Below are 23,687 nucleotides of genomic sequence, written 5' to 3'. Positions count from 1 at the left end.
CTTACCTGTTATTGTTTATGGCTTGAAATCCAATTGGATTACTTTTTCTTGATTGTTGAAAATCTTTTTCGTCTTGGTTGTAAATTGAAGTCAAAGTCATTGGCTTATTGATGTTTGTTTCAAAACCTAATTTATTAGAAAGCTGTTGTGCTTTTTCAACTTCTAATTCTTTAAATTCATATTTTGCTATTAATCGTCCTTTTCGCATTAAAGCACTATCAATTTTTGAAATGTCAGTGTTAAACGAGCAAATAATTTGAACATTCAAACAGTCGGCAAGAAGTCCGTCTGAAATGTTTAGTAAAGCAGATACTGGAGAATTCCCGTCTTGCTCTCTATCAACCACAATATTTTCTGCATCTTCAATAACAAAAATTGAATTTGGATTGTCTATGAGAATTGAAATTAAACTCGGATTTGTAATGGCACTTGCCATATTTGGAGGTAAAAAAATTACATCCTTTTTCAATGAAGAAATTAGATAGCGGATATATGATGTTTTACCTGTTCCAGGCTTTCCATGAAGAAGAACTAACCCTTTATCATTCTTTCTGGAAAGCCTTCGTAAAATAGTTTTGTGAATTTCTTTAAAGTCTTCGTTATAGTTATCTTCTATATTCAGCTTGGGTTTGGTAATTTGCAATGATTTTGTTTCAATGCCTGTCATGCTATTTACAAGCAATGAAATTTCAGGTTTTTGTTTCTGCTTTCTTTTCTTGAATTTATGGATTGAATTTATAATGTCCTCAACTTTTGAAAGTTCAGTTTTACGGAATAAAAAGCGAACTGTGGAACAGTTTGTGTCGAAGTCAACAATTAGGTCATCATATAGAAAATAAAAAATATCATCAATTTCTGCCTTCTTGCTTCTGTTAAAATATCTTTTGTCATAGTAGAAGTCTTTTATTTCTGATTTGTAGTTTTCAGAGAACCACAAATTGGCTTTTTTGCAGTCAATGTCAACTTCATGAATAAAGTTTGGGATTGAATTAAAGTGGGCAACAAATAAAGTAAACTCATTGAGATATGAACCTTTCCGTTCTGCAAAAACTTCTGAAATAGTCATTTTTGCTGATGTCTTAGCAAGTTCAAAAGGTCTGTCAGTTGTAGGGCTAAGTGTTAAATTATTAGTTTGCATACTTTCTTTATTTCTAATTTCTGCAACAAAAGTAAAAGCCTGAAACGCCAAAACGTGTCGCTCTAAAATTTTCTTTCTGTGGGTGGGAAAATTTGGCTCTTTTGGTTTTGCGAAGGGTCGGCTTGTGTGTTGGGCAAAACCAAATGTGCCAAATGTGCGGCTGGCTAAAATTGAATTAAAAAAAATGTGCGGTTGGGAAAATAAAAAATACTGAAGCGTAGGCAAGGTGTGTCGGCTTACCTGTTGTCCGATTGAAATATGGTCTCTATGTTGGTCACCTGTCAAAATGGTTTGTCTTTGTTTTAACGTTTAAATTTCAGGTCGGTCGTTTGTCGTTTGCACGGTCGTCCTACCATTGGCTATAACTCTCAAATATACGCAATAATCTTATGTATGCAAGGACGTCAAACGTCCTTCTATTAATCCCTATAAATAGTTGTTCTTAAGTGTCTTGCTTTGGTGTTGTCGGATTTTATCTCTTGCGCATTTTGTGTAACTTTGTTAGATTTGCTTTATTAGGTAATACAAAATGCGCAGTATGGAAGCTATTGATTTTTCCGATTTTGCTTTCCGGGAGGGTAGGCATAATGATTCGGCGGTCATTTGGGTGGATTTCAAATACGACCGGGCAAAAATTGATTTAGTCAAATCGCTGAAAGGCAGGTGGAGCAGGTCTGAAAAGTGCTGGTATGTACCGGACAGCACCCATTTCCGCACACTGTTCGGGATGGAAACCCCACCGGTTGGCAAAGGGGGATTGTCCAAATTGTCACCTGTGAATGCACGGGAGTTGCAACGCATGAAAGAAGTGTTGCAGATGAAAGCCTACAGCCCGTCCACCATAAAGACATACATGGTCGAATTTGCACAGTTACTGTATGTGGTGAAAGACGTGCCCGTTGATTCGCTGGGCTACGACCGTCTCCGTGCTTACATCCTTTATTGCATCAATACATTGAAGATTTCGGAAAGCCAGCTGCACAGCAGGCTCAACGCCATCAAATTCTATTTTGAACAGGTGCTCCATAAACCGGATTTCTTTGCCGAAATCCCACGGCCGAAGAAGCCGTCCACCTTGCCAAAGGTGTTGAGCCAAAAGGAAGTAAAACGGATATTCGACACGGTACGAAACCAGAAGCATTTGCTGATGTTGCAACTGTGCTACGGAATGGGACTGCGAGTAAGTGAGGTTGTCAATCTGAAAGTGAGTGACATCGACAGTGGACGAATGCAGGTACTCATCGAAGCGGGCAAAGGAAAGAAAGACCGGTATGTACCGCTACCTACCGCAGTGCTGGATTTGCTACGGGAGTATTATAAAGCGTATCGCCCTAAGACTTATCTTTTTGAAGGTCAGTACGGAGGGCGGTATTCCGTCCGCAGTGTCCAAGCTGTGTTCAAGAATGCGATGAAGGCCGCAAAGGTAAACAGGCCGATAGGGATACACGGTTTGCGGCATAGTTACGCCACGCATTTACTGGAATACGGCACGGACATGTTATTCATACAGCAGCTACTTGGTCACAATGACATCAAGACCACGATGCTTTATGCAAAAGTCGGCAATGCGCAACTGAATGCAATCAAAAGTCCGTTGGACAGGATGTTGTAGCTATAAATTTAAGGATTATCACGATGGGACTAAATTACTTCAAAAGCAGAAAGCGCTTCGATTTTTCCCCACATCCGTTTGATGTAGGCAACATACTTGGTTTGAAGAGGGGGTATGGCAACAACCATTTTTTGCTCAAAATATATGGGTTGGACAAAACCGAATTTGAGAACTATTACACCTACCACCTGAATTATTTCCTGTCCAAGGGGCAGGGATCCGAAAAGGAGTTCCTTTCCTATGTGTGGTACATCGTGCAGAAACGGATTGAACATTTCGAGCGGAAAGACCCGTTCTCATCCGAGCACCCCCGACATCAGTCAAACATCGGGAAACTTACCGAATTCCAGCAATACCTCGACACACGCGATAAATGGAACATTAGGCCAAACGATGTGCTGCTGAAAGAAAAAGACGAAAAGATAGCCGAACTTCAAGCCCGTATACAGGATTTGGAAGAACAGTTGAAAGCGCATACGAAATATGGGGTTGCACAGAAAGTGTATGTTGAGGACGGCTACCTGCCCACGCTCATCGACCTCATCCAGCAAGTGCGCGAAGTGGGATTGCCCAATGGGAGGTCGCTGCTCAAAAGCGACCACCACAGTCCGTATTACAAATTGGTAGCGAAATACTTCAACCACGGCGGCAAGGAAATCCCATTGGATACCGCTCGCAACTATTTCGTGGGCAAGGGTGAAGCCCCGATAAAGGGTTCGCAGGTTCCCGAAGACAGGAAGCTGTTCCGTATCGTTCCCGCAAACCAAGCCTGACCCAGACCCGTTCAATTTCCGAACATGACCATGCCGCCCCGGTTGGTCATCCACATCCCCGTTTTATCCCCCAACTTTGCCCCAACGGAATGGATGCCGCACGATGGAAACACCGGATATCACCCTGTCTGGTAGCAGAGCCAAACCGTGCGGTTCGCACGTTCCACCAAATTGCCATTTCCCGATGGGAATGGAGCAAGCGGAAGTTGGGCATAGCCCTACTTGCTTGCCCCCACGCTATCGCCATGGGGGTTTCGGGTATCCTCCGGGGATACCCCAATACGCTGGGATAGCACCAGCGCAAGGTTCCGGTATACTTGGCGGTATACCGTGCGCTATGTAAACGGCGTGAATGAATATCCCGCTATCGGGATATATGGATAGGGAAACATAATGATAGGGATATGGAAATAGACATTGTCACACGGGAAGACCTCCGGCAGTTCAAGCGGGAAATGCTGGAGGAGTTAAAGCAAATCATCGGAAACAGGGAAAAAGACAATCTTGGCAGGGAGTGGCTGAAAAGTGCCGAGGTGAGCAGGCTACTTGGCATATCGCCTGGAACGTTGCAGAACCTCCGTGCGGGCGGCACGTTGCCGTACCGCAAGGTGGGCGGCAGCATGTACTACCGCAGGGAGGACATCAGGAAAATGATGGAGGGAGGTAACGGCAATGGGTGAACGGATGGAATTGCCCAAGCACGCGTTCAGCGCGTTCTTCGAGCGGATTGGCGATGACGGGCGTTTGCTGCCCACGCACATCGGATTGGTGGCGGCATTGTTCTACCACCACGATTGCGGCAATCCCAATAATCATTTCCACGCCAGCCGCAGGAAGCTGATGCGCTTCTCGCGGATACGCTCCATCGCCACCTACCACAAGTGCCTGTCGGAACTGGTGGCCTACGGCTATGTGGAGTACCGCCCCTCGTGGCATCCGGCCAAGGGCAGCAGGTTCAGGTTTGTTATCCGCACGGAGGGAGGGGTAAGTGGTTAGGATTGATGAGAATAAGAAATCCGTCCGTTTCCCCGAAGCGGTGGACGAACGGCTCACGTTGCTTGCGCGGAAACTTGGCCGCACCAAGCGGGAACTGTTCATGCAGATGGTGGATTATTTCTACAAGAGCAAGAAAGACCCCGCCGACCTGAACGATGAGGTGCTGAAAAAGGAGTTATCGAACGGTATCAACCGCATCCTTTCGTTCATCCGCAAACAGGAGGGTGACATGCTGGCGCCGATGTACTCGGCTATGGAGGAACTGATGGCCATTGCCAAAACACAAAGCCCACTTTTAAAAAACATCGGCAAAGGGCAGTCGGAGGCAACCATCATGGGCAGGGAAACCATCGGCTACCTGAAACTGGTGGACGGTACACTGAAAAAGATACTTGGCAACATGCGGGAAAGGGAAACATTGAAGTCCAGGTTCCGGCAGGTACTGGATTACTACATTACCCAAAGGGAAACCCTCGGCTGGCCTGTATCGGCGGCCAAAAAGGAGGAACTGGCTGGGCGTGCAAGGCAATCACTGGATAATCTGTAACGTATGTACATCAACATCACCAAGTCGGAAACGGGCGACAACAAGGGCAGCAGCGGTGCGCTGGTGCATTACCTCGAAAAGGAAAACCGGATGAAGCCCGAAAACGGGATGGAAAATAAGCCGGAGCGTTGGTTCAACGGGACGGCCAGCGACATCAAACCCCACGAAGTAAGGATGGGCATAGACCGCAACGTAGCCAAGCTGGGCAGGGACGACAGCAAGTTCTTCCTCATTAACGTCAGCCCCAGCCACAAGGAACTGGCGCACCTCGTGTCCAAATACGGCGAGGACGGGGCAAGGGAAAAGCTAAAGGAATTTGCCACGAGGGTAATGGACGAATATGCCCGTAACTTCAAACGCCCCGGCATCGACAGCCACAGCGATTTGCTTTGGTTCGGCAAGCTGGAAAACCACCGCTATTACGGCCACAACGACAGGGAGGTGAAAAGCGGGCAAAAGAGAAAAGGGGAACGCAAGGAGGGGCGGCAGATGCATGTCCAAATCATCGTGAGCCGCAAGGACATCACCAATAAAATCAAGCTAAGCCCGCAGAATACGTCACGTGGCAAAAACAAAACCCATTCGCAGAAGCTGGGGCAGTTCGACCGCACCGCGTTCAAGCAGTCGGGCGAGACGCTGTTCGATGAACTGTTCGACTTCGAGCGTAACCTGAAAGACAGCCTGCAATACGCCAACACGATGAAAAACGGCATGGCACACCAGAAAGCGCAGATGCACACGCTCACGGAATTGACGGGACGGCATCCGCAGGGTCAGCCGTTGGCGATGGAACTGGCACATGATGTTGCCCAAGGCATGTTCGAAAGCGTGGGCGAAATGCTGGCCACCACGGGCAGCATGGCTGCCGACCTATTGGGATTGCTGATGGCTCCGGTGGATGTAGCGGGTGAGCAGCAAAACCCCATCGAGGAGGAGGAAAAGCGGCGCAAACGGAAAAAGAAAGCGCAGTCACAAGGGATTAGGCGTTGAGTTTACGTAAGAACTCTATTAGAGCTTTTCGATTTCCTTGATGGACAGCTTAGTAAATTTGACAATCTGTTCAACGGGAATGCCGTCCTTTTTCATTTCGCGGGCAACGGAGATTAAACTTTCACGCTTGCCTTCCTTTTTAGCCCTGTTTAATAATAATTCTTCGATACCCATCGTGTGGCTCCTTTCTGTCAATTTTTCGACTTCTTGTTCAAAGATAGTGTTTACTCCCGAGTTATCAAAACGTACATAGTAGCGTAAGAAATTCATCAGTCCCCTGATTTTTTCCTTGCTCATATTCCTTTCCAGCAATTCACGCGCCAACTGTATTTTTGTCTGTAACAAGGCCTTGTCGCTTTCGTCTTTGTCATTCACGTTTTTGCCGACAAATGCCGCCTTGGCAGTTAGGACGACCAGAGCAAAAGGATTGTCGGATGCCAAAAGACGATCGGTATCCTGTTCAGCAATTTTGTAGGTATTGAACCTGTATTGGATGCTTGTACCCATGAATTCCTCTTCAAAGACATTGGGCCTTGGCTTTTTACTGGCCTCTGTCAGGATGGCAAAGGCAGCGATACGTTTGTGGTATTTATCAAGTATCCGATAGTAATAGGTGAACATCCGCGAGGCAAAATCCTTGCGATAGCTGCCCTGTACCTCGACATGGATTAAAACCCATTCCTTTGCGCCGTCATGGGTGTATACCTGCGCCAGCTTATCAACCACTTTGAGAGCGAACTCATCATCTTCCGGAGGGAATAATTGTTCCAGTTCTTTGTCGAGAAATGTGATACCCCTGCTTAAATCAAAAATGCTGTCCGCATCGGGATACAGGAAACGGAGGAAGTCGTCAAAAACGTCCTCCAAAACCCCTTTCCATAGATAGTCATCTTTTTGCTTCATTGTTCTGCTTGGTTGTACGTGTGTAAAAGTATGAATAATTTTCAGCGACGTCTGTTGCCATTAACGTATTCCGGCCAACCGCTTCTGTAAGGCCTCCATATCACTGCCGATCCGCGTATCCAGCAGCTTGGCATAGTGCTGGGTCGTCTTGATGTTCGTATGCCCCAGCATTTTTGAGACAGTTTCTATCGGCACGTTGTTGGCCAGCGTTACGGTGGTGGCGAATGTGTGCCGTGCCATATGGAATGTCAGCTTTTTGGTGATGCCGCACAGGTCGGCAATTTCCTTTAGGTAGCTGTTCATCTTTTGGTTGCTCAATACCGGAAGTACCAGCCCCTTTGCCACGCATGGGGGATAGTCCGCATACCGTCCGATGATTTCCAAGGCTTGCGGAAGCAGCGGGATGTTGGAGTAAGTTTCCGTTTTCTCCCGGCTGGTCAATACCCACAATCTACCGTCAATACCCTTGGCGATGTCCGTCTTTTGCAGTTTCCGCACATCGGCGTATGACAGCCCCGTATAGCAGCAGAACACGAAGATATCACGCACGTGCGCAAGCCTTAGTATGCTGAATTCCCTAATGGTTATCCTGTCTAATTCATCCGGTGTTAGGAATTCCTTTTCCCTTGGCTTGGCTTTCGTTTTGTAGAACGCAAAGGGGGTTTCCGTAATCCATCGGTGCGCAAGACACTGGTTTATGATTTTACGCAGGTGTTTCATGTACTTGGCTGCCGACACCGCACTGCATCCCATGTCAGAGCGGAGGAAAAACTCATAGCCTATGATGAACGCATGGTCGATGCGCCGGATGTCGATGTCCGTTTCACCATGGCATTTTTCCAAATAGAAGGTCAGGTGTGCAACAGAAGTGTTGTAGCCTTTCAGCGTGTTGGGTTTAAAGCCTTTCCCAAGCAACGCTTCCATCTTCCGGTTGTGTTCGGTAAACGTTTCCATCAAATACCGCCGCTGCACGTCTTTGCCAAGGTACTTTAGTTTCAGCGTTTCGGCAGTGATTTCCGCGCCGTCCTTTACGAGTTGCAGGTGGGCATTGGCCACCTTTCGCTCCATCGTGTCGAGGTAGGCGTTCAGGCCACGGATATCCTCTTTGGTACCCTTGGCACGATTGGACTTGGCGTTCCAGCGTACGGGGTCGCATTCTCGGCCAGTGGACACTTCCTTGGGTTCACCGGCCACGGTGATACGCATGTAAATCGGCTTGGGGCCGCACACATAATTTTTTGGTTTCTTCAAGTAGAAGAGCAAGGAATAATTTGTACTCATGATAACACATCATTTAAGTGAAACAAAACCGAGTCCCGACTTTCGGGACGAGCTCTGCATCGCCGTTAAAAAGCAATTTTTTACCGATGCAAATTAGCCTTGCAGCCTATGGTAGTCAAGATGTTTAGTTATTGAACAGGTTGTCGTTCAACAACTTAATGTGCTTTCAGTGAGTAGCGGTAGGTCAGGAATTGACTCACTGAATTACTCACTGTTTTTATGCGAATAATTGAATGAATCAGGATGCTGTAAAAAACAAAAAGCCCGCAAACGTTTAATTTGCAGGCTTTTGTATGTTTTGACTTCAAGATGTGTAGCCCGTAGGGGAATCGAACCCCTGTTTCAAGAATGAAAATCTTGCGTCCTAACCCCTAGACGAACGGGCCAACTTTTATTATTTTGAAAACCCCTATGGATTTTCGGTCTGCAAAGATAGGAGTATTTCCATTCGTTGCAAGAATTTTTTTACAGAAATTATACTTCTTTACGAAACATCACTAGTTGACGACAAAAAAGGCCTCTTCACGCATTACATGCTGTCCCGCCGCGCTGGTAGTTGGGTGATTTCTACTCGTCGCATCCAATAAGCTGAAGCCATTTTTTACCAGCAGATCTTGAACTTCTTCAAAGGTATAGAGCGTAAATCCATAGGCGGTAAAAGGAAGCTGCTCCATAAATGCTTTGGTAGCAATTGCTAGGCAAAAGGTTCCCCCCGGTTCAAGTATCCGTCTGATTTCCGCTAGTTGTATAGCTGGATTTTTCCAAAAATACAACGTATTAACCGTAAATATTTTATTGAATTTTGCATCAGGAAAAGGATAATGTGTTCCGTCTGTCCATTCAAATGCTACTCGCCCTCCGGCGATGTAATCACTGTTGATTTCTCTGGCAGTGGAAACCATCGTCTCCGATATATCCAAACCTGTATAGTGGATGTTGGTTCCCTTTGAGAGCACATATTCAGCAAAGCGCCCATTCCCCGGCCCGATTTCCAGCACGCTATCTCCGTCTTTGCATTTGAGCAGATCGACGGCGTAACGGGTCATGTCGGCGTTACTGACATTCATGTGAGCTGCCGTTTTAATGCCCGCTTCTCCTTCTGGTTTTGCCAGTTGGGCTGCAATTGCCCGAAAGTCGATTTCTTCGCTCATCGCACGTTATCGTTTGTCTACACTGTATTTGCCCGGACCTATAAATGCAAAACCCAGAAAGACGATTCCTATCTCGATTGCGTGTGATGCGCCTTTTAAGCCATCTCCCGCACCTAAGTGATGGAGGGAAGCAACCAGCATGGTAAAAGCCATGATTAATGCAACAGGCCTGAAAAAGAGTCCGATGAGAAAGAATATTCCACCCAACGTCTCGGCTAAGGCAGCGAGCAATCCCCATACCAAAGGGAGGAAAGTAATACCGACTTCGCCCATCGCACTACCAACTCCTTCCCATAGTTTGGGGCCACCTAATAATTTCGGATACCCATGCATGATGAACATCACACCCAGACCGATCCGGACAAGCAGGATACCTGTATTCTTAAAATTGCTCAATGACGATAGTGCAGCCATACTGTTTTGTGATTTTGAATGATGATATGTGAATTTTTCTTCCCGTTATTTTATTCCGCGCAAATTGACTTATCTTTGCGCAAAGATGCAAACGGCATGCTTCATTTTTCTGTAAAATTGAATAGTTTGCCTACTAAATAACAACAATACATTGAGTAACATTACTTTTCCTTTCAAACGTTATACCATCACCTCGGCGTTGCCTTACGCCAACGGTCCACTGCACATCGGGCATCTTGCAGGTGCCTATATCCCTGGGGATATCTACGTACGCTTTTTACGCCTTAACGCCAAAGACGTCGTATATGTATGCGGTTCGGATGAGCACGGTGCGGCCATTACCATCAAAGCCAAGAAGGAGGGGACAACACCTCAGGCCATTATCGACAAGTATCACGCACAGATTAAGGAAAGCTTTGAGCAATTCGGGATTTCCTTTGATATTTATCACCGCACGTCGGAAAAGATCCATCACGAGCTTTCGCAGGAGTTTTTTCTGAATCTGTACGAGAAAGGCGAGTTTATTGAACAGGTAACCGAGCAATATTACGACGAAGAATTCCATCAGTTTCTAGCAGATCGCTACATCACGGGTACTTGCCCCAATTGTAAGAGTGAGGGGGCATATGGCGACCAATGCGAAAAATGCGGTACATCACTTAATCCAACGGATTTAATTAATCCCATTTCGACACTCAGTGGCAAGCCTCCCGTGCTTCGGGAAACCAAGCATTGGTATCTGCCCTTGGATAAATACCAGCCCTGGCTCGAAAAATGGCTGCTGGAAGGAAAAAAAGACGTCCTGAAGCCCAATGTGTACGGGCAATGCCGTTCGTGGCTCAAGTCGGGGTTGCAGCCCCGGTCCATGACACGCGATCTGGATTGGGGCGTGGATGTGCCGCTGGAAGAAGCAAAAGGCAAGAAATTGTATGTTTGGCTGGATGCGCCGATCGGTTATATCTCAGCCACCAAGCAATGGGCATTGGATACCGGAAATGACTGGGAGAAATACTGGAAAAAACAACCGGATGCCGCGGATGATGCGTGTCTGATTCACTTCATCGGTAAAGACAACATTGTCTTCCATTGCATTACCTTTCCGAGTATCCTGCATGCCCATGGCGAATATATATTACCGGAAAATGTGCCGGCCAACGAGTTCCTGAATCTTGAAGGGGATAAGCTTTCTACCTCACGTAACCACGCCGTGTGGCTGCACGAGTACCTGAACGAATTTCCCGGCAAACAGGACGAATTGCGTTATGTACTGACGTCGATCCTGCCTGAGACATCCGATAGTGAATTTACCTGGAGAGACTTCCAGGCACGGGTGAACAATGAACTGGTGGCTATTTTCGGAAACTTTGTAAACAGGGTTTTGGTATTGTCGCACAAGTATTTCGATGGCAAAGTAATGCCCGTGAATCATTTGACGGATACGGATCGCCTGATTTTTTCGGAACTGGAGCGCTATCCCAAACACATCGCAGGTTCAATCACCCAATTCCGTTTCCGAGAGGCATTAGCGCAGTTTATGAACGTTGCCCGTTTGGGTAATAAATATTTAGCCGATTCAGAGCCATGGAAACTCATCAAAACGGATGAGGAACGTGTGAAAACCGTCTTAAACGTGAGTTTGCAGTTGGCTGCCAACCTGGCCATTATGGCACAGCCTTTTTTACCGCGCACTGCACAACGTATGTTCGATATGCTCAACTTTTCTGCCCATGGTTGGCAAGATGCGGGAAGCAATACTTTGTTGCCCGCTGGGCACCAACTGGGAGAGGCACAACTGCTGTTTGAGAAAATAACCGATGAACAAGTAAACGCACAGCTGGCTAAACTCAGCCAGGCAAAGGAAGCCAATGCGAACATAACCAAAGATGTGCCCGAGGCAAAAAATAATATTGTTTTTGAGGACTTCGTGAAGATGGATATCCGTGCTGGAAAAATTCTTGCAGCCGAGAAAGTCGCTAAGACCAAAAAGTTGCTCAAGTTAACAATTGATACGGGCCTTGACGAGCGGACCGTCGTGTCGGGCATCGCGGAATTTTTCAGTCCTGAAGAGATCGTGGGAAGGCAGGTCTCCATCCTGGTAAACCTGGAGCCGAGGGAAATCAAAGGCATTCTGTCGCAGGGGATGATCTTGATGGTGGAAGATGCCGACGGTCGTCTGGATTTTGTAGCCCCCCAAACAACGGTGCAGACCGGAAGTGTAATCCGCTAGCGGTTTTTATTTCAATAACGTAATCACTTCTTTTGCTGCCTTTACATCATGCACGCGAAGGATCTGGACTCCCTTTGCCAAGAGCAGCGCATGGAGTGCGGTGGTACCATTTAATGCTTCAGCAGGAGTAATGCCTAATTTTTTATAGATCATTGATTTGCGTGAGATGGCACCGAGGATGGGTAACCCATGAATGTGGAGCTCCTCCAGCCGGTTAAGCAGGTCATAATTCTGCTGCAGTGTTTTGGCAAAACCAAAGCCGGGATCCAAAATGAGGTCTTTTACACCCAGACGCCGTAGGGCCGCGATCTGCTTTCCGAAAAACAGATTAACTTCCTCTACCAAATCGGTATAGTCCGTCAGCTGCTGCATGGTGTCCGGAGTACCCCGCATATGCATGAGAATATAGGGCACCTGCAATTCAGCGACTGTGGCGAACATTTGTTCATCTAGCGTGCCTCCGGAGATATCGTTGATAACATGTGCCCCCGCTTCGATAGCGGCGCGCGCCACATCGGCACGGAACGTATCGATGGATAATACGGCTTCCGGAAACCGGGTAGTGATCGCGTCAATTACCGGAAGCAGCCTGCTTACTTCTTCGTCGATACTTACATTGGCTGCCCCTGGGCGCGACGAGTAGGCACCAATATCCAAAAGATCGGCCCCCTCATCCAATAACTTTTCGGCGTGCCGCAAAGCTGCATCGATCGTGTTGTGCCGTCCGCCATCAAAAAATGAATCGGGCGTTACGTTCATTATTCCCATCACTTTGGGCGAGGTGAGATCGATCAGTCGGCCTTGAGCGTTCATACGTCAAATAATAAATGGAAACATGCCAGCAAAGCTAACTAATACCGGCCCCTTACCTGCGGAGAAATGAGAATTTGCCTCCTGCTTCTAATTTCATTACCATGGAAGCCTGGCTTTCCCGATGATCATCCTGGCCATAACTGACCACATAGTCTACACCTTCGATGATTTCCTGCGATATTTCTGAAAAGTTTTTGGGTGCAGGCTGTCCACTGATATTTGCGGAAGTAGATACAAGCGGTTTCCGGAAGCGTTGGAGCAAAGGGGTACAAAAAGCATGATCCACGATGCGGATCCCAATGCTGCCGTCTCCTGCAACCAGGTTGGGAGCCAAATTTTTGGCTCCCGAATAGACAATTGTAAGCGGGCGTTCCGTATATTCGATGAGTTGATAGGCAATTTCAGGTACTTCTGTTACGTAGCCGGGTAACTTGTTTTCGTTGTCTAACAACACAATCAGGCTTTTGCTTTGATCGCGCCCTTTGAGCTGGTATACGCGTTCCACCGCTGCTGGATTGGTCGCGTCGCAGCCAATGCCCCATATGGTATCCGTAGGGTAGAGGATCAGCCCGCCCGCACGCAGTACGTCAAGCGCGCTGTTGATATCCGATGCTTGGGGGCTATGCATAATTAATCGGTGAATATCCGTCAGCTTTATCTGCGTTCCATAATCACACTGCTACACTGTGTTCGCGCAACGCATCGTTAAGCGATGTCTTTTTGTCGGTTGATTCTTTGCGCTTGCCAATAATCAGTGCACAGGGTACCTGGTATTCACCTGCAGGAAATTTTTTAGTATAAGACCCCGGAATAACTACCGATCGTGCCGGTACAATCCCTTTGTACTCCACCGGTTCGGCTCCGCTTACGTCGATGATTTTGGTGGAGGCCGTAAGAACCACATTGGCGCCCAATACCGCTTCGGTTTCAACGTGTACCCCTTCTACGACGATGGCACGCGATCCTACAAAGACATTATCCTCAATAATCACGGGAGCTGCTTGTACGGGTTCCAACACACCGCCGATGCCTACCCCACCGCTGAGGTGAACATTTTTACCTATTTGTGCGCAGGATCCTACCGTTGCCCACGTGTCTACCATCGTGCCTTCGTCTACATACGCACCGATGTTTACATAGGAAGGCATCATGATGACTCCCTTGGCTAGGTAGGCACCGTAACGCGCAATTCCGTGGGGGACCACGCGTACACCGAGTTCCTTGTAATTCGTTTTAAGCCGCATTTTGTCGTGGAAAACAAAGGGTCCGGTTTCTACGACCTCCATTTTCCGGATGGGGAAATACAGGATAACAGCTTTTTTTATCCAATCGTTTACATGCCAGCGTGTTCCAATGGGTTCCGCTACCCGTAATTCACCCTGGTCCAGCTGTTGGATGACAGTTTCAATGGCTTCCTGGTATTCCTTATATTCCAAAAATTGCCGGTTCTCCCAGGCATCTTCAATCAGTTTCTTCAATTCTTTAATCATAATGAATAGCGTAACAGATTTTACTTAGGCGCAAAGAAAACAAATTCTGACGACTTCCCCCTTTTTTATTCCTATTTTCCCAACAGAAGCCGTCTCTCAACGGCTGCGGAGATGGATAACTGCCTTGCATATAAATGTGAACTTAGTGAAGCGATCTCATTGATGCCAGAAAGAATATTGATCGATATCAATAATTTATCTAAGTTTGTCTCATGGCTGAAATTGAAAAGCTACGTGTAGATAAGTACCTATGGGCGATCCGGATTTTCAAGACACGGAGTTTGGCGACAGACGCCTGTAAGGCGGGCCGTGTAAAACTCAATGGGCAGAACATTAAGCCGTCCCATGTAGTGAAAGTTGGAGACACTTACCACATACAAAAAGGTGTCGAAAAGAAAATAGTAGAGGTAACGGCATTGCTGGATAGGCGGGTGGATGCGAAAACAGCCGTTAACTTTTACGAGGATCGTACACCACTGGAAGAAACCTACGGATATAAAGCCATCTACCACGCCCCAATACTCAAACGCGACCGCGGGACGGGCCGGCCTACGAAAAAAGAGCGCCGGGAAATTGACGAGCTGAAAAACGATGCCTGGGACGAAGATTAAGGTTTATTGAATTTCTGGGCTTCAATGTTCACCAAAGCTGCGGCAATGGGATAGGTAATGTTGTGAGTGGTGTCATCCGCGGTAAAACGCGTGGGTAAAACCAACCCTCCTCCAATATCCTTGAATCCGCCGACAGCAAAGCGGTTTTGATCATCGTGCGACTGCCATTGCAGAACCCGCCCGGTTTGTGCATCTAGATATAACTGCCCCTCAACAGCGGCTTCAAAACTGGTCTTGTGGTTTTTAAGGTTCACAACGGTAAAGCGTTGCGAGCCGACCAGTTTTTCACCGGTTACGGTGAAGGAAACCTGGTTGCCTTCTAAGGCCGTGGGGAGAAAAAGCAAATAAGCATCTCGCTCAAATTCGGCAGCTACTTCCTTAATGACATCCGCTGAGGTTTTCGGGTTGGACAGTTCTTCGCCATTGATATATACAGTACCCTCGTTCGTTTTAATGTTAAACAACGCGATAACCGATTCATCATCCGTGCTGATACCTTCAAAACGGCAATAGCCCTGCTGTTTGTCCCATAAATACTTTCGCTCTCCCTGCACAAACGAAGAGGTGCCTCCTCCAATGCAGCTGAACATAAAATAACGGGCATTTTGCCAATTGTCTTTTCCCCCGATTGCCTCCCAGACCTTATCGGCAATTCCCGTTTGAAGGTCTTGACCGAAAGCTATCGCCGTGCTGGCTAGCAGCATAAAGGACAGGTTCAGTTTGATTTTTGTGAAATTGCGCATCATCTCTTTAACTCTTTTTTTCAAATAGCCGCTCAGCTATATTGAAAACGTAAAAACACAAATGCAAGATTAAATAGCCAAACAATGGTAACAACTACCGGACTCGTTTTGTTTTCGGATATGAATTATAGGCTGGACAGGTTTTTCTTGAACAGGACTGCAACGATAGCGAAGCCACTATAATTACCATGATACAAACAATAAAACTCTTTTTCATCGTACCGAAATGTATCCAACAATACGCTACAGAAACATCAGATCGCACTTAATGCGGCCATTTGAATTGCTGTAACCGCTGCCTCCGCACCCTTATTGCCATGTTTCCCACCGGCTCTATCCAATGCCTGTTGGAGGTTGTCTGTCGTTAAAACGCCAAAAATGACCGGTTTATTGTGTTTCAGTGCCACGTGGCTGATTCCATGCGCTACGGCACTGCAAATGTAATCAAAATGTTTGGTCTCTCCCTGGATCACGCAACCTAAGCAGATTACAGCATCCAATGCCTTGTCCCGAAGCAGGATGTCTGCGCCGCTGGTCAATTCGTAACTGCCCGGTACCTGAATAATCCGGATGGAATGTTCCTTGGCGCCGTACTTTGTGAGTGTTTCGTATGCCCCATCTAACAGCTTGCCTGTGACTTCAGCGTTCCATTGCGATACCACAATACCGAACCGGTAGGAATTTGCCGAGGCAACTTCCATATGGGAGAAATCGGATAAATTTTTGTTGTGGGTTGCCATTATAGCCGTGCTTCAGCCCGTGCGATATAACTTTCAATGGAAGAGGCTTCCTGGCTTTCCGGGAAATCAGACTGAATGCGCTTATAGGCTTCCAATGCTTGTTTGAAGTCATTTTGCGCTTCGTAAACCAGTCCCAGTTTTTTTAACAGCAACGGAGAAGTAAATGTATTTGAATTTTTTTCCGCTGCTTTCTTGTAGTAAGAAGCTGCTTTCTTGTAATCTTTGAGCTCGGAATAAGCATCACCTAACAGACCGATTACCAATGGATCAAGCACTACACTGCCGGTATTGCTGTATTTCTCCAGTGCATTTATTGCTTCCTGATACTTGCCCTGGCGCAGGTATAAGCCCCCTAAATATGCATTGGCAATGTTAGCTGATTTTGTGTTCTCGTATTCATCAGCAATTTCCTTAAAGCCCGGATAAGATCCGTCGCCGTCAATAGCCCGTTGTTGCAGGGAATCTACCGAGGCATAAGTTTCTGCTTTGAAAAGCTGGTCGGCAGCGGTTTCCGCACGGGGAGCCAAATAAAACCGTTGGTAACCAATATAGAGTAACACCAACACCAGGATCCCCCCGACGATAAATACCAGGCTCTTTTGGTTTTCCAAAATGAAATTGCCACTTTTTTTGGCGTGAGCCGGAGCGGCGGTATGACGTTTTTGATTGTCTGACATCTCAGTTTTTAAAATTCGGACTGCAAAAATACACTTTTACAAATTATATCCAAGGCTTTTTTCCAACAGTCACTCACAGGTTGATACCGTTTTTGGTTTTTTTGTCTAACTCCTCGAAAATAGAATTGTTACTCTTGAATTCGGGAACCAGTTCTTTCATTTTCAAGACAATCTCCCGTTCGTTTTGGTTTTTGGTAAGATTGATAAGCTGATCGATCCGTGCTTCTACCCCATCAAAATCGTATTCCCGTACTTTGGCGATCATGATTTTGTGATGATGTGTAGGCAGGGTATTCTCCAGGTCATTAAGCAACTCTTCATACAATTTTTCACCGGGTCGTAATCCCGAGTATTGGATGTTGATGTCCTTATTGGGTACAAGGCCCGATAATTTAATCATTTTGTTGGCCAGTTCGACGATTTTCACCGATTTCCCCATATCAAACACATAGATTTCTCCACCGTTCCCCATTGATCCAGCCTCTAACACCAGTTGGCATGCCTCGGGAATGGTCATAAAGAACCGGGTGATTTCGGGGTGCGTTACGGTCACCGGCCCCCCTTTTTCAATCTGGGCCTTAAATCGGGGAATTACCGAGCCATTGGAGCCCAGTACATTGCCAAACCGGGTAGTGATAAAGCGCGTATATGCGTCATTCCCATTTCCAAGCAGCACTTCCCTTTGTGATAAATGCTGGAAATACGTTTGCACATAGATTTCGGCAATCCGTTTGGAAGCTCCCATAACATTCGTGGGATTCACGGCCTTATCCGTAGAGATCATCACAAACTTTTCTACACCATATGCTACGGCCAGGCGTGCAAGCAGTCGGGTGCCCATGATATTCGTGCGGACGGCTTCAACCGGATGATTTTCCATCATCGGTACATGTTTGTAAGCAGCTGCGTGATATACGTAATGTGGTTTGAAAGTCTTAAAAAGAGCTTCCATACGGTCTTGATCGCGGATATCCCCGATGAAGGCATGGTACACCTGGTTTTTCTGCAGGTCTTCCAGTTCCAGCTGCAGCTCATGTAGCGGCGTTTCGGCCTGATCATTCAAAATGATCATTTGTGGGGCATATTTTCCCAATTGCCGGGCAATTTCACTTCCAATGGAACCTGCAGCACCGGTTACCAGTATCCGCTTACCCGACAATTGTTGGCGGATGGATTGGTTGTTGATCTTGATGGGCTCACGTTCAAGTAAGTCCTCAATCCGCATTTTTTGAATTTGATTAGGGGTTACTTCCCCGTTGATGAGGCGATGCACAGGGGGCATCGTCAGCACCTTAATATTCCGTTCCAGGCAAAAATCAACGATACTGGCCTTCTTTTCGATCGGGATGTTATGGGAAGAAATGATGACTTCGTCTACCTTATCCTGTTTCGCAAGCTGCTCAAAATAATCCGTATGATAAATACGTACACCGTCGATGATTTTCCCCACTTTCTGAAAGTTATCATCAATAAATCCAACCACTACCTTGTTGGAAGTATGGTCGTGATCCAGTGTGCGTTTGGCAGCAATTCCTACGTCTCCCGCACCATAAATCACGATTTGTCTACGGTTTACTTTCATGTTCTTTATGTACAGAAAGAACAGCTTAACCGTCGAACGATACGTAATCAATAGTAGGAAGTTCATCAGTCCGTAGGCAATCAGCAAACTGTTAGATAGCAAAGGAGGGCGGTTAAGTGCGACGAGAACGGTGTTAAGCAGGAATAGAATGATGACACAAAGAGCTACCGAAGACAAAATCCGTACGGAGTCAAGCGCACTGGTATAGCGTACGATACCTGCATACATTTTCAATCGATAAAATACGACGGCGCTGACAAATAACACCACCAGCAGTTCACGGTTGAAGTCAGCAGAATGAATGGTATCGTAAGTGAAGCTGTTTAGCAGGAGTGTTGCAAAAAATAGGGCAAAGGCACTGCAGCACAAGTCGAGCGTAAAAATAATCCAACGGGGAACGATGTTAAATTTATCGAACATCCAAAGTGTTTAAGGTAGTCAAGCAATTAGTCATTGCTGTACCGTGTTTGCGGGTCAAATATACTTATTTTATTATTTCAAACAAGTTATATAAAATTTTTAAGTCGCTATTGGTAAGCCAGTTGGGGAGATGATTTAATCCTATCGTGTACAAATTGGCCCCATTTTATTAAAACTTTGATTATTTTCGCATGTTGAACCCAAAATTTTTACGATAAAGTGAGCGCATCATGAGTGAGCTGTCGAAATTGGCGCGTCAGGCATTGTTACAGCCTCAGGAAGCAATGCTTGAGAGGGATAAAAAGAAAAATAGTCTCTATATTGGGATACCCAAAGAAATCAGTTTTCAGGAAAATCGTGTGCCTTTGACTCCCTTGTCCGTTGCATTACTGATTGAAAATGGTCACGAGGTGGTGTTGGAGAGCGGCGCCGGAGAGGCAGCTAATTTTCTCGATCACCATTACAGCGAACAAGGTGCGTTGATCGTCCAAAACAAAGAAGAGGTTTATAAAGCCGATATTATTATCAAAATTGCCCCGCCCACTTTGGCGGAAATTGACATGATGCGGAGCGGGCAGGTGTTGCTGTCATCCCAGCAACCTTCATTGATGAGCCTTGACCATCTGCAGGCACTCATGAAAAAGAAAGTCACCGCACTATCCTATGAATACTTGAGAGATGAGGGCAATACGCTCACTGTGGTTCGGGCGATGAGCGAGATTGTGGGTGCAACCTCCGTGTTAATTGCCGCAGAATACCTGAGTAACGTATTTGATGGCAAGGGGTTAATGCTCGGGGGAATCACAGGGGTGCCACCAACGGAGATGGTGATCCTGGGAGCGGGCACGGTAGGCGAGTTTGCGGCACGCACGGCGATCGCATTAGGGGCACAGGTCAAGGTGTTTGACAGCTCGGTATACCGCCTGCGCCGTTTGCAGAACAATGTGGGGAGCCGGGTGTTTACTTCTGTTATCCAGCCGATTGTACTTCGAAAAGCGGTCATTGGCTGTGATGTGGTCATTGGAGCCATCCGTGCCACCAATGGTCGGAGCCCGTGCATTATCGGTGAAGATACGGTTTCAAAAATGAAGCCTAATTCGGTATTAATTGATGTCAGTATCGATCAGGGAGGGTGTTTTGAAACATCTGAAATCACCAATCACGAGAAACCCGTGTTCCGGAAGTACGATGTTATTCACTATTGTGTGCCCAATATTGCCTCCCGGGTAGCGCGGACGGCTACATATGCCCTCACTAATATTTTTACCCCGATTCTGTTGGATCTCGGTGAGATGGGGGGGGATTATGGACCTGATCTGGGCGAAACCGGGTGTGCGGAATGCTATTTATCTCTACCAAGGACACCTCACAAATAAAGATATTGCCCATAAGTTCAATCTTACACCGAAAGATTTGGATTTATTGGTGGTTTCTAACCATTAACAAACACAACATATCAATGCGAAGTTTACAGCTAATCTCTGTGCTTGGATTATTAATCTGCAATATGGCATATGGGCAAACGGTCATTAATTTATATGACGATACGGTACCGAACAGCAAACCTTCTTCCATGGAAGAAACATCGGAGACAGATGACAACGGTATAACCCGCGTTTCCGGCGTAACCGTACCGACACTTACGGCATATTTTCCGAAAGCGGGTACACCTAATACGGGCAAGGCCATCGTTATCTGCCCCGGTGGGGGGTATGCCATATTGGCAATCTCCCATGAGGGGCACGATATAGCAAAGTTGCTCGCCGAACATGGGATTGCTGCTTTCGTCTTGAAATACCGGTTGCCGACCGACGAAATTATGGTCGATAAACGTATCGGTCCGTTACAGGATGCGCAACGTGCCATTCAGTTGGTGCGGGAACATGCAGACGAATGGGGTATTGCGAAAGACAAAATAGGAATTGCCGGCTCTTCTGCGGGTGGGCATTTGGCGGCTACACTTTCCACACACTTCCAAAAGGCAGTAATCGATAACCCGAAAGGAACTTCCTTGCGTCCCGATTTCTCGTTGTTATTATATCCCGTGATCAGCATGCAGGAAGGATTGACCCATGGCGGATCAAAAAGTAATCTTCTTGGAAGCAACCCTAAATCAGCAGACGTTACCTTGTTTTCTAACGAGCTGCAGGTCACCAAAGATACGCCTCCAGCCTTTTTAGTGCATGCAGAGGATGATACCGCAGTGCCAATTGCCAATAGCGAAGCTTATGTAGCAGCATTGGAGAACCAGGGAACGACCTCCAAACTGATCCGATACCCCAAAGGAGGACATGGGTTTGGTCTTCACAATAAAACAACTCCGGATAAATGGTTTGACCATTTTCTTGTATGGCTGGCTGGTATCTGATTAGTCCGCTGAATCCCGTTTGTGATCAAATGAACCAGCTGGAAGCTGGATGGTCGCGGGGAGCGACACCAGCTAACCAGTGATTCACAAACACACATTATATTTTTATAGACGCTTGCTTTCTAAATAAGTTGCATTCGTGCCAAAAAAATATAAAGAGTGTGCCTAAATTGTAAACGTTGCAAAATCAGCAAGATAGGTTTTTGTCTGGAATGCAGGAGTGTACGGAATCGAACAGCAGGTGTTCCAAAAGCGTACAGTTTGTCTAACTTTGGGGTTATGCATCCATTCATACGTACACGTATTGCGCCTACTCCCAGCGGGTACTTGCATTTGGGTAATGTATTTTCATTTGCATTGACCGCTGCCTTGGCAAAGCGATCAGGAGCACAAATTTTATTGCGGATCGACGATTTGGATTATACGCGGGTGAAGCGGGAATATGTCGAAGACATCTTCCATACCTTGGAATTCCTGAAAATTCCCTGGCACGAAGGGCCGCGAAATTACAGGGAGTATAAACAGACTTATTCACAAACATATCGATTGCCCCTATACGAAGAGGCTTTACAGCAATTGCGGCAGCAAGGACGTGTGTTTGCCTGCGGATGTTCCCGTGCTACGCTGTTTGCTCGGCATCCAGACGGTGTTTACACGGGTACCTGCCGCAATAGGGGACTATCTTTGGATGATCCCACCTGCAGTTGGCGCATCGATACCTCCGGGGCAGCGCTTCCACCCCATATGCAGTATTTTGTGGTACGTAAACGCGATGGCTTTCCGGCTTATCAGTTGGCCTCTGTGGTGGATGATGTTCATTTTGCTGTCGATTTGATCGTGAGGGGAGAAGATCTACGGGAGTCTACACAAGCACAGATTTATTTGGCCGGTTTGCTCGGTTACGATTCATTTGTATCCACAACTTTCTATCACCACAATCTCTTGAAAGATTTCGCCCAGGGAAAACTATCCAAGTCTTCGGGAGCTACTTCGGTACAATACCTCCGTAAGCAAGGTAAAACTGCGGAAGACATTTATCGCAAAATAACACAGTTAGCAGGATTGGAGCGACAGGTATCCAGTTGGGAAGAAATGGAAGCAAGTATCCCTGTTGGCTTGATAAAAAATTAAGACCTTTGCCCCCATGGCATTTTCCACAGAAATCATAGCCTGGTATAACAAGCACAAGCGCGACCTTCCGTGGCGCCATACCACAGACCCTTATGTGATTTGGCTTTCAGAGGTAATCTTGCAGCAAACCCGCGTAGCGCAGGGGTTACCCTATTTCCATCGGTTTTTATCACGTTATCCAAACGTTGAGGCGTTTGCCGCTGCACCGGAAGAAGAAATACTCCTGCACTGGCAAGGGTTAGGGTATTATTCCCGGGCGCGCAACATGCATCATGCTGCTAAAGCGGTAGTGGCAGCGTATGGAGGTGCGTTTCCGAATCGATACGATGACCTTGTTAAATTAAAAGGAATAGGCGCATATACGGCCGCCGCGATCGCCTCGTTTTCGGCCAACGAAGCCCGGGCAGTTTTAGATGGTAATGTATTCCGCGTATTGGCCCGTTATTTCGGGATTGATGAGCCGATTAATTCAACCAGCGGGAAGAAGCTCTTTTCAGCGTTAGCGGACGAGCTGCTTGACCAAACCCATCCGGGTCTTTACAACCAAGCGGTCATGGAGTTTGGCGCCATCCAATGTAAGCCCAGCGGCCCGAACTGTGAGGAGTGTGTGCTCCGGCTCGACTGCCGGGCACTGGCAGAGAAACGGGTGAACCAACTTCCGGTCAAGATAAAGGGAAAAGCAAGCCGCAACCGTTACTTCAACTATTTTATTGTAAGGGATGGCGACCGGATATTAATAAACAAACGGGAAAAAGGGGATATTTGGGAAAACCTGTATGAACTGCCATTGATTGAAACTTCCCATCAAGTAGATGTGTCGGAACTGGCTGCGATGCCGGAAGTGGTCGACGCGTTCGGCGGGAATGCCCGGTTGCAATTGGTAGCAGGCCCGGTGAAGCACATATTAAGCCACCAAAACCTGTTTGCCCAATTTATCGTTGTCGATTTGCCTGAACCATTTAAGGACAAAAAAATGAAATGGAATTATGTTTTTATAAAAGATTTAGGTACATTAGCTAAACCAAAACTTATTTTTTCTTTTTTAAAGGATTATATGGTTGAATAGATTACCAAAATATA

At 46.7% G+C, this 23,687-nt stretch carries 24 protein-coding genes, 1 tRNA gene and 1 pseudogene; 13 read left to right on the top strand and 13 right to left on the bottom strand.

The genetic code is table 11. The annotated features are described in order from the left end of the window. Window position 1: 1 nt before the first annotated feature. Window positions 2–1,423, bottom strand: coding sequence for an AAA family ATPase (locus tag IEX60_RS07045; RefSeq protein ID WP_188748917.1), 1,422 nt, complete (start codon window positions 1,421–1,423; stop codon window positions 2–4). 253 nt (window positions 1,424–1,676) lie between these two features. On the opposite strand from IEX60_RS07045, the gene IEX60_RS07040 reads away from it, so the two are divergent. The 7 genes from IEX60_RS07040 (at window position 1,677) to IEX60_RS07010 (ending at window position 6,056) form a co-directional block, all read left to right on the top strand. Further along, entirely contained in the window at window positions 1,677–2,750 is a 1,074-nt protein-coding gene (locus IEX60_RS07040) for a tyrosine-type recombinase/integrase (RefSeq protein WP_188748915.1), read from the top strand. A gap of 23 nt (window positions 2,751–2,773) precedes the next feature. Continuing rightward, window positions 2,774–3,523 (top strand): hypothetical protein, encoded by a 750-nt coding sequence (locus tag IEX60_RS07035; RefSeq protein ID WP_188748913.1) that lies wholly within the window; start codon window positions 2,774–2,776, stop codon window positions 3,521–3,523. A gap of 89 nt (window positions 3,524–3,612) precedes the next feature. Continuing rightward, window positions 3,613–3,816, top strand: coding sequence for a hypothetical protein (locus IEX60_RS07030; RefSeq protein ID WP_188748911.1), 204 nt, complete (start codon window positions 3,613–3,615; stop codon window positions 3,814–3,816). A 111-nt stretch (window positions 3,817–3,927) separates the two neighbouring features. Next, window positions 3,928–4,203, top strand: coding sequence for a helix-turn-helix domain-containing protein (locus IEX60_RS07025; RefSeq protein WP_188748909.1), 276 nt, complete (start codon window positions 3,928–3,930; stop codon window positions 4,201–4,203). Between the two features lie 64 nt (window positions 4,204–4,267). Further along, the gene (locus tag IEX60_RS07020) at window positions 4,268–4,519 is read left to right on the top strand and encodes a hypothetical protein (RefSeq protein ID WP_229717457.1); all 252 of its coding nucleotides are present in this window, start codon (window positions 4,268–4,270) and stop codon (window positions 4,517–4,519) included. Then, window positions 4,512–5,066, top strand: a complete 555-nt coding sequence (locus IEX60_RS07015; RefSeq protein WP_188748904.1) for a BfmA/BtgA family mobilization protein — start codon at window positions 4,512–4,514, stop codon at window positions 5,064–5,066. Before IEX60_RS07020 ends, IEX60_RS07015 begins: the two co-directional genes overlap by 8 nt. 3 nt (window positions 5,067–5,069) lie before the next feature. Continuing rightward, window positions 5,070–6,056 (top strand): DUF5712 family protein, encoded by a 987-nt coding sequence (locus IEX60_RS07010; protein ID WP_188748902.1) that lies wholly within the window; start codon window positions 5,070–5,072, stop codon window positions 6,054–6,056. Window positions 6,057–6,074: 18 nt separating this feature from the next. On the opposite strand, the gene IEX60_RS07005 is transcribed toward IEX60_RS07010, so the two are convergent. From IEX60_RS07005 to IEX60_RS06985, 5 genes are all read right to left on the bottom strand, one after another. Continuing rightward, a complete protein-coding gene (locus IEX60_RS07005) occupies window positions 6,075–6,959 on the bottom strand; it encodes an RpnC/YadD family protein (protein WP_188748900.1) in 885 nt (294 codons plus the stop codon). Window positions 6,960–7,019: 60 nt separating this feature from the next. Continuing rightward, a complete protein-coding gene (locus IEX60_RS07000) occupies window positions 7,020–8,240 on the bottom strand; it encodes a site-specific integrase (protein WP_188748897.1) in 1,221 nt (406 codons plus the stop codon). Between the two features lie 314 nt (window positions 8,241–8,554). Continuing rightward, window positions 8,555–8,626 (bottom strand) — tRNA-Glu (locus IEX60_RS06995). A 111-nt stretch (window positions 8,627–8,737) separates the two neighbouring features. Continuing rightward, window positions 8,738–9,391 carry a class I SAM-dependent methyltransferase gene (locus tag IEX60_RS06990; RefSeq protein ID WP_188748895.1) on the bottom strand — a complete coding sequence of 218 codons (654 nt, stop codon included), beginning with the start codon at window positions 9,389–9,391 and terminating at the stop codon, window positions 8,738–8,740. A gap of 6 nt (window positions 9,392–9,397) precedes the next feature. Continuing rightward, window positions 9,398–9,805 carry a DoxX family protein gene (locus IEX60_RS06985; RefSeq protein ID WP_188748893.1) on the bottom strand — a complete coding sequence of 136 codons (408 nt, stop codon included), beginning with the start codon at window positions 9,803–9,805 and terminating at the stop codon, window positions 9,398–9,400. A gap of 151 nt (window positions 9,806–9,956) precedes the next feature. Here IEX60_RS06985 and metG point away from each other — a divergent pair, with 151 nt between their 5' ends. Then, on the top strand, window positions 9,957–12,032 hold the full coding sequence (gene metG / locus IEX60_RS06980; RefSeq protein WP_262892310.1) for a methionine--tRNA ligase: 2,076 nt from the start codon (window positions 9,957–9,959) through the stop codon (window positions 12,030–12,032). A gap of 6 nt (window positions 12,033–12,038) precedes the next feature. On the opposite strand, the gene folP is transcribed toward metG, so the two are convergent. From folP to IEX60_RS06965, 3 genes are read right to left on the bottom strand one after another with little or no spacing between them, the layout of a single operon-like run. Continuing rightward, window positions 12,039–12,845 carry a dihydropteroate synthase gene (gene folP / locus IEX60_RS06975; protein WP_188748891.1) on the bottom strand — a complete coding sequence of 269 codons (807 nt, stop codon included), beginning with the start codon at window positions 12,843–12,845 and terminating at the stop codon, window positions 12,039–12,041. A 52-nt stretch (window positions 12,846–12,897) separates the two neighbouring features. After that, window positions 12,898–13,473 carry an L-threonylcarbamoyladenylate synthase gene (locus tag IEX60_RS06970; RefSeq protein ID WP_188748890.1) on the bottom strand — a complete coding sequence of 192 codons (576 nt, stop codon included), beginning with the start codon at window positions 13,471–13,473 and terminating at the stop codon, window positions 12,898–12,900. Window positions 13,474–13,516: 43 nt separating this feature from the next. Beyond that, window positions 13,517–14,335, bottom strand: coding sequence for a 2,3,4,5-tetrahydropyridine-2,6-dicarboxylate N-succinyltransferase (locus tag IEX60_RS06965; RefSeq protein ID WP_188748887.1), 819 nt, complete (start codon window positions 14,333–14,335; stop codon window positions 13,517–13,519). A 212-nt stretch (window positions 14,336–14,547) separates the two neighbouring features. Between IEX60_RS06965 and IEX60_RS06960 the strand changes: the two genes are divergently transcribed. After that, the gene (locus IEX60_RS06960) at window positions 14,548–14,946 is read left to right on the top strand and encodes an RNA-binding S4 domain-containing protein (protein WP_188748885.1); all 399 of its coding nucleotides are present in this window, start codon (window positions 14,548–14,550) and stop codon (window positions 14,944–14,946) included. Here IEX60_RS06960 and IEX60_RS06955 read toward each other — a convergent pair. The 4 genes from IEX60_RS06955 to IEX60_RS06940 form a co-directional block, all read right to left on the bottom strand. Beyond that, complete coding sequence (locus tag IEX60_RS06955; protein WP_188748883.1) at window positions 14,943–15,692, bottom strand: hypothetical protein; 750 nt, start codon at window positions 15,690–15,692, stop codon at window positions 14,943–14,945. The two genes, IEX60_RS06960 and IEX60_RS06955, sit on opposite strands and share 4 nt — an antisense overlap. A gap of 251 nt (window positions 15,693–15,943) precedes the next feature. Then, on the bottom strand, window positions 15,944–16,429 hold the full coding sequence (gene ribH / locus IEX60_RS06950; protein WP_188748881.1) for a 6,7-dimethyl-8-ribityllumazine synthase: 486 nt from the start codon (window positions 16,427–16,429) through the stop codon (window positions 15,944–15,946). Next, a complete protein-coding gene (locus tag IEX60_RS06945) occupies window positions 16,429–17,106 on the bottom strand; it encodes a tetratricopeptide repeat protein (protein ID WP_188748879.1) in 678 nt (225 codons plus the stop codon). The genes ribH and IEX60_RS06945 overlap by 1 nt, the downstream gene beginning before the upstream one ends. A gap of 73 nt (window positions 17,107–17,179) precedes the next feature. Beyond that, entirely contained in the window at window positions 17,180–19,108 is a 1,929-nt protein-coding gene (locus IEX60_RS06940) for a polysaccharide biosynthesis protein (RefSeq protein ID WP_188748877.1), read from the bottom strand. A gap of 230 nt (window positions 19,109–19,338) precedes the next feature. Here IEX60_RS06940 and IEX60_RS06935 point away from each other — a divergent pair. The 4 genes and pseudogenes from IEX60_RS06935 (at window position 19,339) to mutY (ending at window position 23,673) form a co-directional block, all read left to right on the top strand. Further along, window positions 19,339–20,551, top strand: a pseudogene (locus IEX60_RS06935) (alanine dehydrogenase). Between the two features lie 64 nt (window positions 20,552–20,615). After that, window positions 20,616–21,476 (top strand): alpha/beta hydrolase, encoded by an 861-nt coding sequence (locus IEX60_RS06930; protein ID WP_229717456.1) that lies wholly within the window; start codon window positions 20,616–20,618, stop codon window positions 21,474–21,476. Window positions 21,477–21,755: 279 nt separating this feature from the next. Next, the gene (locus IEX60_RS06925) at window positions 21,756–22,607 is read left to right on the top strand and encodes a glutamate--tRNA ligase family protein (protein WP_188748873.1); all 852 of its coding nucleotides are present in this window, start codon (window positions 21,756–21,758) and stop codon (window positions 22,605–22,607) included. Window positions 22,608–22,620: 13 nt separating this feature from the next. After that, entirely contained in the window at window positions 22,621–23,673 is a 1,053-nt protein-coding gene (mutY, locus tag IEX60_RS06920; RefSeq protein ID WP_188748871.1) for an A/G-specific adenine glycosylase, read from the top strand. The last annotated feature ends 14 nt before the right edge of the window (window positions 23,674–23,687 follow it).

The organism is Parapedobacter defluvii, from assembly GCF_014642075.1.
Classification (GTDB): Bacteria; Bacteroidota; Bacteroidia; order Sphingobacteriales; family Sphingobacteriaceae; genus Parapedobacter; species Parapedobacter defluvii.
This window is presented reverse-complemented; position numbering and strand designations above follow the sequence as displayed.